This is a genomic window from Aquirufa sp. TARAVU-A1A (assembly GCF_054558675.1).
Window position 1 is genome coordinate 165030 of sequence record NZ_JBPXKP010000004.1, and the last position, 14066, is coordinate 179095.

At 36.7% G+C, this 14066-nt stretch carries 14 protein-coding genes; 5 read left to right on the forward strand and 9 right to left on the reverse strand.

What is annotated here, in order from left to right; genetic code table 11:
* Positions 1-2 precede the first annotated feature (2 nt).
* The 4 genes from V7S75_RS06995 to V7S75_RS07010 form a co-directional block, all read right to left on the reverse strand.
* Complete coding sequence (locus V7S75_RS06995) at positions 3-1289, reverse strand: aminopeptidase P family protein (RefSeq protein WP_459512569.1); 1287 nt, start codon at positions 1287-1289, stop codon at positions 3-5.
* Position 1290: 1 nt separating this feature from the next.
* The gene (locus tag V7S75_RS07000) at positions 1291-2055 is read right to left on the reverse strand and encodes a class I SAM-dependent methyltransferase (RefSeq protein ID WP_459512571.1); all 765 of its coding nucleotides are present in this window, start codon (positions 2053-2055) and stop codon (positions 1291-1293) included.
* A gap of 61 nt (positions 2056-2116) precedes the next feature.
* Positions 2117-2872, reverse strand: a complete 756-nt coding sequence (locus V7S75_RS07005) for a 3-keto-disaccharide hydrolase (RefSeq protein ID WP_459512573.1) — start codon at positions 2870-2872, stop codon at positions 2117-2119.
* A gap of 72 nt (positions 2873-2944) precedes the next feature.
* The gene (locus tag V7S75_RS07010; protein WP_377976088.1) at positions 2945-3088 is read right to left on the reverse strand and encodes a hypothetical protein; all 144 of its coding nucleotides are present in this window, start codon (positions 3086-3088) and stop codon (positions 2945-2947) included.
* A gap of 82 nt (positions 3089-3170) precedes the next feature.
* Between V7S75_RS07010 and hisS the strand changes: the two genes are divergently transcribed.
* On the forward strand, positions 3171-4544 hold the full coding sequence (gene hisS / locus V7S75_RS07015) for a histidine--tRNA ligase (RefSeq protein WP_459512575.1): 1374 nt from the start codon (positions 3171-3173) through the stop codon (positions 4542-4544).
* Here hisS and pgi read toward each other — a convergent pair whose 3' ends face one another.
* A complete protein-coding gene (gene pgi, locus V7S75_RS07020; RefSeq protein WP_459512577.1) occupies positions 4545-6194 on the reverse strand; it encodes a glucose-6-phosphate isomerase in 1650 nt (549 codons plus the stop codon).
* Between the two features lie 102 nt (positions 6195-6296).
* A complete protein-coding gene (locus tag V7S75_RS07025) occupies positions 6297-6932 on the reverse strand; it encodes a peroxiredoxin (protein ID WP_459512579.1) in 636 nt (211 codons plus the stop codon).
* Positions 6933-7345: 413 nt separating this feature from the next.
* Here V7S75_RS07025 and V7S75_RS07030 point away from each other — a divergent pair, with 413 nt between their 5' ends.
* Together V7S75_RS07030 and sufB are read left to right on the forward strand one after the other, a co-directional pair.
* On the forward strand, positions 7346-7810 hold the full coding sequence (locus V7S75_RS07030; RefSeq protein ID WP_459512581.1) for an Lrp/AsnC ligand binding domain-containing protein: 465 nt from the start codon (positions 7346-7348) through the stop codon (positions 7808-7810).
* Positions 7811-7889: 79 nt separating this feature from the next.
* Positions 7890-9344 carry a Fe-S cluster assembly protein SufB gene (gene sufB / locus V7S75_RS07035; RefSeq protein WP_459512583.1) on the forward strand — a complete coding sequence of 485 codons (1455 nt, stop codon included), beginning with the start codon at positions 7890-7892 and terminating at the stop codon, positions 9342-9344.
* Here sufB and V7S75_RS07040 read toward each other — a convergent pair.
* Positions 9341-10207, reverse strand: coding sequence for a 1-aminocyclopropane-1-carboxylate deaminase/D-cysteine desulfhydrase (locus V7S75_RS07040; RefSeq protein WP_459512585.1), 867 nt, complete (start codon positions 10205-10207; stop codon positions 9341-9343). The genes sufB and V7S75_RS07040 overlap by 4 nt on opposite strands.
* Between V7S75_RS07040 and V7S75_RS07045 the strand changes: the two genes are divergently transcribed.
* The gene (locus V7S75_RS07045; RefSeq protein ID WP_459512587.1) at positions 10200-11228 is read left to right on the forward strand and encodes an RluA family pseudouridine synthase; all 1029 of its coding nucleotides are present in this window, start codon (positions 10200-10202) and stop codon (positions 11226-11228) included. The genes V7S75_RS07040 and V7S75_RS07045 overlap by 8 nt on opposite strands.
* A gap of 1 nt (position 11229) precedes the next feature.
* A complete protein-coding gene (locus tag V7S75_RS07050) occupies positions 11230-11676 on the forward strand; it encodes an N-acetyltransferase family protein (RefSeq protein WP_459512589.1) in 447 nt (148 codons plus the stop codon).
* Here V7S75_RS07050 and V7S75_RS07055 read toward each other — a convergent pair.
* Complete coding sequence (locus V7S75_RS07055; protein WP_459512591.1) at positions 11671-12678, reverse strand: GntR family transcriptional regulator; 1008 nt, start codon at positions 12676-12678, stop codon at positions 11671-11673. The two genes, V7S75_RS07050 and V7S75_RS07055, sit on opposite strands and share 6 nt — an antisense overlap.
* Positions 12679-12691: 13 nt before the next feature.
* Entirely contained in the window at positions 12692-14002 is a 1311-nt protein-coding gene (locus V7S75_RS07060) for a sugar porter family MFS transporter (RefSeq protein WP_459512593.1), read from the reverse strand.
* Positions 14003-14066: the final 64 nt, after the last annotated feature.

The following is a 14066-nucleotide window of genomic DNA, read 5'->3' on the forward strand; positions in this document are numbered from 1 at the left end:
GCCTATGACATTAACGATTCAATCTCCTCGATATCGATAGGTATATTCGCCATTAAATTAATGGCAGGTCCATCGGTAATCAATAAATTATTCTCTAGTCGAATCCCAATGCCTTCTTCTCGAATGTATATTCCTGGTTCACAAGTCAATACCATGCCTGCTTCAAATGGCTTGTACTTATCCCACACATCATGAACATCTAATCCTAAATGATGCGCAACCCCATGCATAAAGTATTTTTTGAACAAAGGCTGGCTATGGTCTTGATTATCAACATCTTGTCTTGTGAATAATCCTAAGCCGATTAATTGCTCTTCCATGAACTTTTCAACTGATTTTTGATAATCTACCCAGTAAATACCTGGACGCATTAAATCAGTTGCATAGTTTAATACAGCTTGAACAGCCTTGTAGACTTCTTTTTGGCGTGGACTAAATTTTCCATTAACTGGAATAGTTCGAGTCATATCAGCATTATAATTGCCATAACAAGCGCCTACGTCTAATAAAAGTAAGTCCCCATCTTGACAAACCCGCTCGTTCTCGATGTAATGCAATACGCAAGCATTAGCGCCTGAAGCGATGATTGGTGTATAGGCAAAACCACCACTACGAGATTTAATGAATTCATGAATGAACTCTGCTTCGATCTCGTTTTCCCAAACACCTGGTTTTGTAAACCCTAAAACACGTCTAAATCCACTTTCTGTAATATCAATGGCTTTTTGCAATGCTGCTAATTCTGCAGGCTCTTTCTTCATACGTAAGGTATTCAGAATAGGGGCTAGTCGGCCAATACGATGAAGCGGATATTTATCTTTAATTTCTTGAACAAGTCGAGCGTTTTGTGTTTCAACTAACGAACTATTGCGCATATGTTCATTGTCGATCATGTAAACCGTATCAGCTGAATAGATCAAGGTTTTTAAAATTGCCTCGAAATTGCTTGTCCACTGAATGTTCTTAATTCCACTAATAGCCGTTGCTTCTTCTTTGGTGTATTTATGACCTTCCCAAATGGCAATTAATTCAGAGGTCTCTCGCACAAATGCAATTTCTCTCAAATGCGCCTCGGGTGCATCAGGGTAGATTAATAGGAGTGTTTCTTCTTGGTCTAGTCCCGACAAATAGAATAAATCAGTTTGTTGCTTAAATCCCATAGTTCCATCAGCATTGGTTGGCATGATGTCATTTGAACTAATTAACACCATGGATTTAGGCGGTAATTCAGCAATTAACTTATTGCGGTTCTTGATAAATAGTTCCGAAGGAAAAGGTTGATAGCGCATCTTATTTTTTACACTGATAAATGATTTCTTCTAACGGCAATGCCATTCTAATACTTTCGCTGGTTCCTAGTTTTTCAATCATATTAACAGGAATTACCGTAAAACCGGAATTCTCTAGTTGTTTACCAAAATCCCGACCATATATTCTTAGATGATCATCTTGTAAGAAATGAATCTCTCGTTCTTTTGGATCTGTAATACTAGCATCCTCATAGGTTGTTTCGAGATCATAACGCTGCGGACTTTGGCACAAAGCAAATCCTTCAGGTTTTAATACTCGACGAATTTCTTGCATACAACGTACATCATCTTTTACGTGCTCCAAAACATGGTTACAAAATACCACATCGAAAGAATTATCTGGAAATGGAATATCATGTAAATCCATTTTCACTTTCGCCAAAGGGGATTCGATATCAGCAGTTATATAATTGTCTCCCAAATAGTTTTCGAACCTTTCAATGAAGCAATATTCTGGTGCTACATGCAGAACGCGCGGTTTTGATGTGTAGAAATTGGTTTCATTTTTAAGAAACATATGCATTAATCGATGTCTTTCTAAACTTAAACAGGAAGGACAAAGTGCATTTTCCCTCGGCTGCAAACGCCCGTAAGGTAAAAATTTCGAAAAAGAATGATCGCATACAGGGCAATAAACCTTAGAGCCTTTTAAAAATAGGCTGTAAAATTTTAATAATCGATGAGCAAATAATTGGATAATTTTTCTTGGAATGTGACGAAGTACCCAGCTGATAATATGTTTCATAGAACAAAAAAAAGGAAGGTTCTTCAGATAAAAAACCTTCCTAATGAAAATTTTAATTGGATTACATTTCGCGCAACCAAATGTTGCGGAAACTTACAGCGTTACCATGGTCTTGTAAACTGATTGGACCAGCGCCATGTACCGGATTTAGCGGTTGGCCAATGTATTCCGTTGTTCCTTGAATCTTAGTGTGATTCTGAACAACAACTCCATTATGTATAACAGTAACGTATGCAGGTGTTTCAATTCCGCCATTTACCGTAAATACAGGTGCTGTATAAATGATATCATAAACATTCCATTCGCCCATCGGTGAAGTTGCATTAACCAATGGAGCAGTTTGTTTGTAGATACTTCCAGCTTGGCCGTTGCGATACGTACGATTCTTGTATGAGTTTAGTACCTGTACCTCATACATTCCTTGCATGAAAACACCACTATTCCCTTTCCCTTGACTTTTTAGGGTTTCTGGCTCGATAGGGGACTGCCATTCAATATGCAACTGATAATTTGTGAATTTTTGTTTTGTAGAAATATGACCTGCTCCGCGTACGACAGTCATTTTGCCATCTTCAACTTTCCATTGCGCTGGACCACCATCTTTAATGGATTCCCATTTATCTAAATTCTTACCATCAAATAGCACGATTGCATCCGAAGGAATAGCTCCCGGTGTTACAACACGTACTTCTGGATCCCAAAACTCAGTGGCATCAGGTTTGGTTGGATTTGTTACTACGTGTCGGTGATCTTGCGCTTGAGATGCGAAGCTAATGCTCAAGCCGAAAAGCATAGCGGCTAGTATGGATTGTTTCATAGTGTTTTGTATTGAATTTTGAACAAAAAAAAACCGGTATCAAATACCGGTTCTAATTTCAAGAAATATTTATTATTTAGCAAATGAAGCTTTGATAGCCTCAATGTCTACTAATTTAATAATAGGTCTTTGTTTTAAGATTTTGATAGCTTCAACTTTATTGTTAGCTACTGCTTTATTTCTTCTGTCTTTTCTTTTTAGTCTAGTTACGGCCATGTCGATAATAATTTTGGTCTGCAAAAATAGGAATTATTGGTTATATATCAAATAATATCCCTCGAATAATTAAATTTGTTTCATGAAAGTAATACAAAAGCCTACTAACGCTCGAGGCACGAGAGATTTTGGTCCCAAAGAAATGGCTATTCGTAGCTATGTGTTCTCAACCATTAAAAGACATTTTGAGGCATTTGGCTTTCAATCAATTGAAACTCCAGCGATGGAAAATCTTTCTGTTTTGACTGGAAAATATGGTGAGGAGGGCGATCAATTACTATTTAAAATTATCAATTCTGGTGATTATTTAAGTAAAGTTAATGGTGATCCGATGACATTAGGTTCCAAAGCTTTGCTTCCTCAAATTTCTGAAAAGGGCTTACGTTATGATTTAACGGTTCCTTTTGCGCGATTTGTAGCTATGAATCGCAATGATATCGCTTTCCCTTTTAGACGCTCACAAATCCAACCCGTTTGGCGTGCAGACCGACCGCAAAAGGGTAGATATCGTGAATTTTATCAATGTGATGCAGACATTATCGGTTCAGATTCATTAGTTAACGAAGCTGAATTAATTGCCCTGTTTCAAGCGATTTTCAAATCCTTGAATTTAAGAACGAATCTAATTATCAATTCGCGAAAAATTTTAGCTGGAATTGTGGATAAGCTTGGTGCAACAGACCTTTTTGTAGCCTTTGCTGTAGCAATCGATAAATTAGATAAAATTGGTTGGGATGCTGTTGCCTTAGAATTAGGTTCAAATGGTTTTCAAACGAATCAAATTGAGGCACTTCAAAAACTCTTCAATTTTGAAGGAACTAATTTAGATAAGATAGAATTGTTGAAGGTATTCTTTGCCGACAATGCTTTAGGAAATGAAGGTCTTTCAGAGATAGAATCGGTCTTACGTTTATCCGATTTAAATGGATACGATAATGCTAATTTAATCTTTGATTTTAAATTAGCTCGTGGTTTAAGCTATTACACGGGGCTAATCTACGAAGGTAAATCTATTGATGTGCCCTTTGGTTCTATTGTTGGCGGTGGACGTTATGATAACCTAACTGCTGCGTTTGGATTACCTAATATGAGTGGTGTAGGGATATCTTTTGGAATTGAAAGAATCATCGATGTTATGCGCGAATTAGATTTGTTTCCAGATATTCAGATCAGTGCAAGTCAAATATTATTTACTTATTTCGATGAAGCAGGTCAAGCATTAGCCATTAATATATCGAACCAATTGCGTAAAGCGAATATCCCAAGCGAAGTTTACCCCGATATTGTCAAAATTAAGAAGTCATTTGAATTTGCCGATAAGAAAGGCATTCCTTTTGTAGGTGTTATTGGTGAACAGGAGATAAAAGACCAAACAGTGTCAGTAAAAGATATGAAAAATGGAGAACAACGTGTGCTCTCCATCTCGCAATTAATTGAATACATGGCTACTATTTAATTAGCGCCAAGCTTTAAATTGATTAATTAATCCATTCGTAGAACTATCATGCGAATGGATTTTTTCATTATGTTCTAATTCAGGTAGGATGGAATTAGCTAGTTGTTTACCTAATTCTACTCCCCACTGATCGTAAGAGAATACATTCCAAATCACTCCTTGAACAAAAATTTTGTGCTCATACATGGCAATTAATGCCCCTAATGTCTTGGGATTAATTTCCTTAACAAGGATCGAGTTCGTAGGCTTATTGCCTTCAAATACTTTGAATGGGCTTAATCGAGCTATTTCAGCTTCAGGCATTCCCGCTTTGACTAATTCAGCTTCCACAACCTCCTTTGTCTTACCATTCATCAATGCTTCCGTTTGTGCAAAGAAATTTGACATTAATAAGGTATGGTGATTGCCGATTTTATTATGTGTAATTGCAGGTGCAATAAAATCTGCAGGAATCAATTGAGTTCCTTGGTGGATTAATTGATAAAATGCATGTTGGCCATTCGTCCCAGGCTCTCCCCAGATCACAGGCCCTGTTGCGTAAGTAACTCGGTTTCCATTGCGATCTACGGATTTACCATTCGATTCCATATCTCCCTGTTGGAAATACGCCGCAAATCGATGCATATATTGATCATAAGGTAAAATGGCATGTGTTGCTGCGTCAAAGAAATTTACATACCAAATACCTAGTAAGGCTAAAATAACGGGCATGTTTTTATCAAATGATGCTGATGCAAAATGCTCATCCATTTCGTTGGCGCCGGCAAGCAATAATTCGAAATTATCAAAGCCTATAGATAAAGAGATGGATAATCCGATTGCCGACCATAACGAGTAACGACCTCCAACCCAGTCCCAAAATTCAAACATGTTAGCGACATCAATGCCAAATTCGCCAACAGCTTTTGCATTTGTTGATAAAGCGACAAAGTGTTTTGAAACGGCCGCTTCATCTTTGGCGCTAGCTAAAAACCAATTACGTGCCGAAAATGCATTCGCCATGGTCTCTTGCGTCGTGAATGTTTTAGATGCAATTAAGAATAAGGTTGTTTCTGGATTAACCTTTTTTAGTGTTTCAGCGATATGTGTTCCATCTACGTTGCTGACAAAGTGGATGTTTAAATGATTCTTGTAAGGCTTTAATGCTTCTGTAACCATGACAGGACCCAAGTCAGATCCACCAATACCAATGTTTACTACATCTGTAATCGCCTTCCCAGTATAACCTTTCCAAGCACCCGATATGACTTGGTTAGAAAAATCTTTCATGTGAGCTTTTACAGCTTGAATGCCAGGAATAATATCAGCACCGTCTACGATGATTGATTTAGACGCTTTTGCACGTAAAGCTGTATGCAAAACAGCACGATTCTCATTTTGATTGATCTTTTGTCCAGAAAATTGAGCCTTGATAGCTTCCACTAATCCACATTCTTCCGCAAGCTTTAATAGATTTGCAAACGAAGCTTCATCGATGATATTTTTTGAATAATCTAGTAAGATATCTTGTTCAAGTAGACTGAATTTTTCCTGCCGACTAGCATCTTTTTCGAATAAACTTTTTAAGTGAATGGAAGATAAACGCTTGCGATCTTCAACTAATAATTGGAAGGCCTGCGTTTTAGAAAAATCAATGTTGGATAAGGTCATGTGTTATACTTTTGGCTTATTAATTTTCAAAAATACGATTTTATCAGGTATTAAAAAAGGGGCATAAGTTAGACCTATACCCCTTTAAATGAATTTCAACCCTTATAAATTAGGTTGAGGTGTTTTGCGTAAATAAGGTTTAATGGTTGTAAAACCTTTCGGGAATTTAGTTACCGCATCCTCGTTTGATACAGCAGGTGTTATAATGACATCCTCGCCATTTTTCCAATCTGCAGGCGTTGCAACTTGATAGTTAGCCGTTAATTGTAATGAATCAATGACACGTAATAATTCGGTGAAATTACGACCAGTTGACGCTGGATAAGTTAGCGTAAGTTTAATTTTCTTATCGGGTCCAATAATGAAAACAGAACGAACAGTTGCTTTTTCTGAAGCATTAGGGTGGATCATGTCATATAACAATGCTATTTTTTTCTCAGGATCAGCAATGATAGGGAAGTTTACTTTTACATTATTTACCTCTTCTATATCGGGTACCCATTGATTGTGAGAATCTAAATCGTCTACGGAAATAGCTATTGCTTTTACGCCACGTTTTGCAAAATCGCCCGCTAACAAAGCCGTTTTTCCAAGTTCTGTTGTGCAAACAGGAGTGAAATCTGCAGGGTGGCTAAATAACATAACCCATGAATTATTTATCCATTCATGGAAATTGATTGGACCTTGTGTTGTTTCAGCACTAAAATCCGGTGCGATATCGCCTAGATGTAATGACATAATAATAGGGGTTTAGGTTAATACAAATTCTACTAAATTTATAGACTATTTTCAAATAAAAAAAGCAATCCTAAAATAAGATTGCTTTTAACATTACACTTCATCAACAAACTAAAAACCAAATAATTAAAATGCTGTAGGAGAAGGATTCGAACCTCCAAGGTGCAGTTAGCCGCGACACAGAACTGATTTAGTGGTCAACCCATTATGCCGTGTTTATCCTGAACTCACCACCCCCGAGACAGGAGGGCACGTCTGCCAATTTCATCACCCTACAGTGAAAAAATAACTACCTTTGTAATTATCTTGAGACAAATATAAAAGATGTTTTTATATATTTCAAAATATTTAAAGAAAAATATCAATTTGTTGGATATTTTTTAAAAATTTGACCTAATTATTGAAAATTTCGAATGGACAAGAAATCAGATTTAGATCCTTTAGATTATAAAATCTTAGAAATACTCGTTGAGGACGCCAATTTACCCTATACTGAAATAGGTCAACGTTTAGATGTGTCGGGTGGAACAGTGCATGTTCGCATGAAAAAAATGGAATCCTTAGGAATTGTTAAAGGGGCCCAATTATTGATTGATTACTCAAAAATTGGCTGGGATATTACAGCTTTCTTAGGAATTTATTTAGATAAAAGTTCCTTGTATGAGGATGTAGCCAAGCAATTAGAAGCAATACCGGAAGTAGTTAACATTCATTACACGACGGGTATTTACAGCATATTTGCCAAAATAATTTGTCGGGATACGCAGCACCTACGTGAAGTTCTTCACGATAAAATTCAACGCGTTACGGGAATACAACGGACAGAAACTTTTATCTCTTTGGAAGAAAGTTTAATTCGAAATACACCATTATTTTAATTTATTTAGATTCGTTCTTAATAAATGCTTCTATTTTATAATTTGATTCGTAATTTTGTAATTCAAATTATTAAAAGAGATGGCAGAGCACCCAGATGATATTTTATTGGAGGTAACAAATTCAGATTATAAATATGGATTTGAGTCAAATTTTGAGACGGATGAAGCCCCTATGGGTTTGGACGAATCCATTATACGTTTCATATCAGATAAAAAGAATGAGCCTGAATGGATGTTTGAATGGCGTTTAGCTGCTTTTAATCATTGGAAGACGTTAAAAGAACCTGAGTGGGCTAATTTAACTTATACGCCAGCAGATTACCAAGCATTAAAATATTATTCAGCCCCTAAGCCAAAGAAAACGATTAATTCATTGGATGAAATTGATCCTGAATTGCGTCGTACTTTTGAAAAATTAGGGATTTCACTCGACGAACAAAAACGTATTTCTGGCGTAGCAGTAGCAGTTGATGCGGTTATTGACTCGGTTTCAGTAGCTACAACATATAAAGAAACCTTGGCAGAAAAGGGGATTATTTTTTGTTCCATCTCCGAGGCTATTAAAGAGCACCCAGAATTAGTAAAGAAATATTTGGGTAGCGTTGTTCCTGTGAAAGACAATTTCTTTTCCGCATTGAATGCAGCTGTTTTCTCGGATGGTTCTTTCTGTTACATTCCCAAAGGTGTTCGTTGTCCCATGGAACTTTCTACTTACTTCCGTATAAACGCGGCAGGTACGGGCCAATTCGAGCGAACATTAATTATAGCCGATGAAGATTCTTACGTGAGTTATTTAGAAGGATGTACAGCACCTCAGCGTGATGAAAACCAATTGCATGCTGCGGTAGTAGAGATATTTGTGCACAAAGGAGCTGAGGTTAAATATAGCACGGTTCAAAACTGGTATCCAGGTGATAAAGAAGGGAAAGGTGGTATCTTTAATTTCGTAACGAAACGTGGGATTTGTGATGGTGCTCATTCTAAATTATCTTGGACGCAGGTCGAAACGGGTTCAGCGGTAACTTGGAAATATCCTTCAGTTGTATTAAAAGGTGATTATTCGATTGGAGAGTTTTATTCGGTGGCTGTTACGAATAATTACCAACAAGCCGATACGGGAACCAAAATGATTCACTTAGGTAAACATTCTAAATCTCGAATTGTTTCCAAAGGTATTTCGGCTGGTTTTTCTCAAAACTCTTACCGTGGCTTAGTTCAAGTAGCACGCAAAGCAGATAAATCTAAGAATTTTTCGCAATGTGACTCTTTGTTATTAGGTGATAAGTGTGGTGCTCATACCTTCCCGTATTTAGAAGTAAAGAACAGTTCTTCTTCTGTGGAACACGAGGCAACTACTTCAAAAATAGGGGAGGATCAAATTTTTTATTGTAACCAACGTGGTTTGTCTTCTGAAACTGCCGTAGCATTAATTGTTAATGGGTATGCGAAAGAGGTATTGAATCAACTTCCTATGGAGTTTGCCGTTGAAGCCCAAAAATTATTAGCAATATCCCTAGAAGGATCTGTGGGTTAAGATTTAATCCCACCTGTATGCAGCGCTAATAGGTTGCTGCCAGGCTTGAATTTATCCTTTTGTATTAAATCATAGAGTCCATAAAACATCCTTCCGGTGTAAATGGGCTCTATTTTTATTTGATGTTTTTGTTCAAACAAATGGCAAAAATTGACTAATTCTTCGGGCTGCCTCGCATATTTACCAAAAACATAGGCATCATATATCTGTTGGGTTGGAATTCTCAATTCGATAGCGTTTGATTCAATTTCTTTTAAATTGTTTAAGGTAAGTATGCCATGAACCTCAATAGTATTAGTTGATTCACAAAGCCCAAGATAAGTTGTTCCTGTGCCAATTGGACATATTATATGTTCAAAATTACCTTGATTAATCTCTTTTTTAATGTACGAGACACCCTTTATTGCCATTTTCCCATAACCACCTTCGGCAATCACCATGGAATTGGTGGTATCAATTTCCTTAGGAATTAATTTTTGTTGGTAATTCGCTCTAGAAATAAATTTCAGGCTCATTCCCCAAGCTTCCATTTGGCTTAAATATACATTGCTCTGACTAGTTAATTCATCACCTCTTATGATCCCTGTTGATGCTATGCCCATTTCTTTTGCTGCAAAAGCAAGCGCATACAAATGATTTGAATAGGCGCCACCAAAACTAATCAGATGCTTATACCCTTTTAATTGCGCTATTTGAATATATTCCCGTAATTTGCGCCACTTATTCCCGCTGATGATGGGATGAATCAAATCATCTCGTTTGACAAAAACACGTATTCCTTTTTGATCAAAGAGTTCATCATGGATTTCATCGATTGCCGATGGTAAACGTAAGAATTGTTTTTCAAATTGTAAGATGTCCATAGATCCAGAAATAGACCCAATTGAATCAGAAGATGATTTATTTGAGCATTATAACTTTGTTGTTGACAAAGGTCAACAATTGTTAAGAATAGATAAATATTTATTACTTAAAATTGCGAATTCCAGTCGGTCTAAAATTCAAACAGGTATAGAAGCAGGAGCTGTCAAAGTAAATAAACAGCTGATAAAATCGAATTACAAGGTTAAGCCGTTTGATGAAATTTCAGTTTCGTTCTCCACACCGCCACGAGATAATGAAGTAATCCCGGAAAATATCCCTATAAACATTGTTTTTGAGGATGATGATTTAATGATTATCAATAAAGAACCCGGGATGGTTGTTCACCCTGCACATGGTAATTGGACCGGTACTTTGGTTAATGGATTATTATATTATTGCCAAAATTTACCTGGAAATAATAATATCAGACCAGGTTTAGTGCATCGAATCGATAAAGATACTTCGGGTTTATTGGTCATTGCAAAATCTGAATTTGCCATGACTTATTTGGCAAAGCAATTTTTCGATCATACAATCGAACGTACATATTATGCCATACTTTGGGGAGTTCCGAAAGAATCAAAAGGTACCTTGCGTGGTAATATAACGCGACATCCCAAAGATCGAAAGATTATGTTCATGCTTCCAGAAGATAGTGAGGAGGGTAAATTAGCCATTACGCATTATGAAGTTATTGAATCTTTTGGATTCTGCTCTTTTGTGAAATTTAATTTAGAAACAGGTCGGACGCACCAAATTCGGGCTCATGCACAATCAATGGGTCATCCATTGGTTTCAGATTCATCCTATGGGGGAGATAAGATTCGTTTCATGAGTACACGCACGAACTTTAAACAATTTGTTGATAATATGTTTAAGGTGTGTCCCCGACAAGCTTTGCACGCCTATTCTCTTGGATTTGAACATCCTACAACACATAAATGGATGCAATTTGAAAGTCAATTTCCTGAAGATTTTGATAACTTATTAACGAAACTTAGAAAATTCACCAACGATTAAAATGATTGAATTACGTAGAGCCAAGCAAGAGGATATTCCAAGCATATTAGAGCTTGTGAATTCCTTGGCACTTTTTGAGAAAGCACCGGATGAAGTTACCGCGACGGCTAAAGACTATATTGAGAATGGGTTTGGTGACAATCCGATATTCTTTTCCTTTTTGGCTTACGATGGAGGTCAATTAGCTGGATTTGCACTATGGTATTTTCGTTTCTCTACTTGGAAAGGAAAGCGCTTTTACTTAGAAGATCTCTACGTTAAAGATGAATTTCGAGGTAAAGGTATTGGTCAAAAATTAATTGAGGCGTGTATTGAAGAAGCCAAATTGACTAAATGCACAGGTATGATGTGGCAAGTATTGGATTGGAATACACCCGCCATTGAATTTTACAAAAAGTATAATGCACAATTCGATGGCGAGTGGATTAATGTTAATCTACAGTTATAAAGAATTTCGGTCGATAAAGTAATAGTCATTGGGGTAACGCCCCTTTGACTTTTCTAAGATCATTTGCGCAGCACGTTTGCCCATGAGTGCAAAATCATTTGAAATAACGGAAATCCCTTCTGAGATAATTTCTTTTAATGGAGTATCGTCATAGGAAATGACTCCGATATCAGTCCCAAATTTCCAGTTCCTTTTCGTACACCAATTGATCATTTTAATTAAATCAAATTCCCGAAAAACGATATATGCTTGTTTTTCAACAATATCGACATCTTCCTCTAAATCGGGAATTATGTCATGGCTTATGGAATGATCCGTGCAAAAACGAGTAAATCCATTAATTATACCATTGGGGGTATATTGAAAGCTTTTGCTACTTAAAACTAGATTCAGGGAATCATATTTTTTTAACTTCGTCAAGCATTCTGTCAAGCCTTGGTAAATATTGGATTCAAAATCTTGAAACAAGATGGCAGCGTCAGGACCGAATTCCTTCACATCAATATCTAAGATCAATAATTTGTCTTTCGGAATTTTTGAAAGAATTCCTGATACACTTTTATTAAAATGAGGGAGGATGATATAATGATTGTATTTCCCAACATTATCATTGATCAAGTTTTCAAATAATTGAATGTCATGATAATGAAAAAATAAGGTATGTGATACGCCTTCTCCAAGATTTTCTAGTATATTCTCTAGCAATATCTCCTTGTAAGGAGTTAAAGCATCCATCAAAATAAATACATTCAACGCACTTCGTGTGTCAGTTGAAGCTACATAAAAACCTTTTCCATGATGTGAGGTAATTAAACCTCTTTCTCGTAATTCATCATAAGCTTTGGTAACAGTCATTCTAGCCATACCAAATTCACTGGCAACGACATTGATAGAAGGTAATTGTTTCCCCCGGTCAAATTTACCACTATCAATAGCATCAACAATGCTATCGATTAGTTGTTGGTATTTAGGTTTATTGTTACTTGGATCAAATGTAATCATACGTTTTAGGAAATTAGTGCATAACAATATGACTTTCGATATCTTCCAAAGTTGCACCCTTCGTTTCAGGCATTAAAAATCTTACATAGGCTAATTGTGCCACCATCATCAAGGCAAAGAATGTGAAAATGGTAGATTCACCTAATATATTCGTAAAGATGGGGAAAAAGTTTGTTATCAGGGCCGCTAAAATCCAGTGGGTTAATGAACCCCAGGCCATGCCACTTGCGCGGACTGAATTAGGGAATATCTCGGATATGAACACCCAAATTACGGACCCTTGACCAATTGCATGCGCTGCAATAAATGCAAAGATGTACATCGGTACAAATTCAAAGGAATCCGATGAGAATGAATATGCAATCAAGGAAAGCGAAGCAATATAGCCAATACTTCCTATGTACATTAATACTTTTCTTCCTACCCGATCTATTAAATACCAGCCTAACAATGTGAATATTAGGTTTGCCACACCAATACCTGCGGACTGAAGCAATGCACTGGATTTATCTAAATGTGCCTTTTCAAATATTCGTGGAGCGTAATACAATACCGCATTGATTCCCGATAGCTGATTGAAAAAAGAGAACAAGAAAGCCAATAACAAAGGTTTAAAATACTTGCTCGTAAAGATTCGTTCTGTTGTCGTAATTTTTGCTTGGTTTGATAATATGCGATTAATTGTTCCCTTAGGATCTGGGTCCACAAGGTCTAGGACCTTTTTAGCTCCATCTTGATCCTTGCGATGAAGTAATAAAAACGTAGGGCTTTCTGGCGTAAATAAGATGAGAATTGAAAACAAGAGACTAGGTAAGCCCACGATTCCTAACATCCATCGCCAATCATTTTCACCTAAACCACTAATGAAATAATTCGATACATAGGCGATTAAAATACCTAATACAATGTTTAATTGAAAGGATATAACCAATTTTCCGCGATGTTTTGCTGGAGCTATTTCTGAAATATAAATCGGTGCCACAACAGATGATGCTCCAATTCCTAATCCACCTAAAAAGCGGAATACCATGAAACTATTCACATCGTTGGCTAAGGCTGCTCCAATCGAAGAAATTAGGAAACTTAAACCAATCCAAAATAAGGTTTTCTTCCGACCAAATTTATCCGCAGGAATTCCGCCAAATGCAGCGCCTAACACGGTTCCATAAAGCGCCGTTGCCATGGCAAAACCATGTGTCCAGTCATCCAATTGCCATAATTCTTTAATTGTTTTTTCTACGCCTGAAATAACTGTCATGTCCATACCGAAAAGCATTCCGCCTAGACCTACAGTGATAGACCAAAATATTACGTGTTTATTCATACAAAGCTAATTTGATAAACAAATTAGTAAATATTTAATGAAAACGAATTGTAATTATTGGACG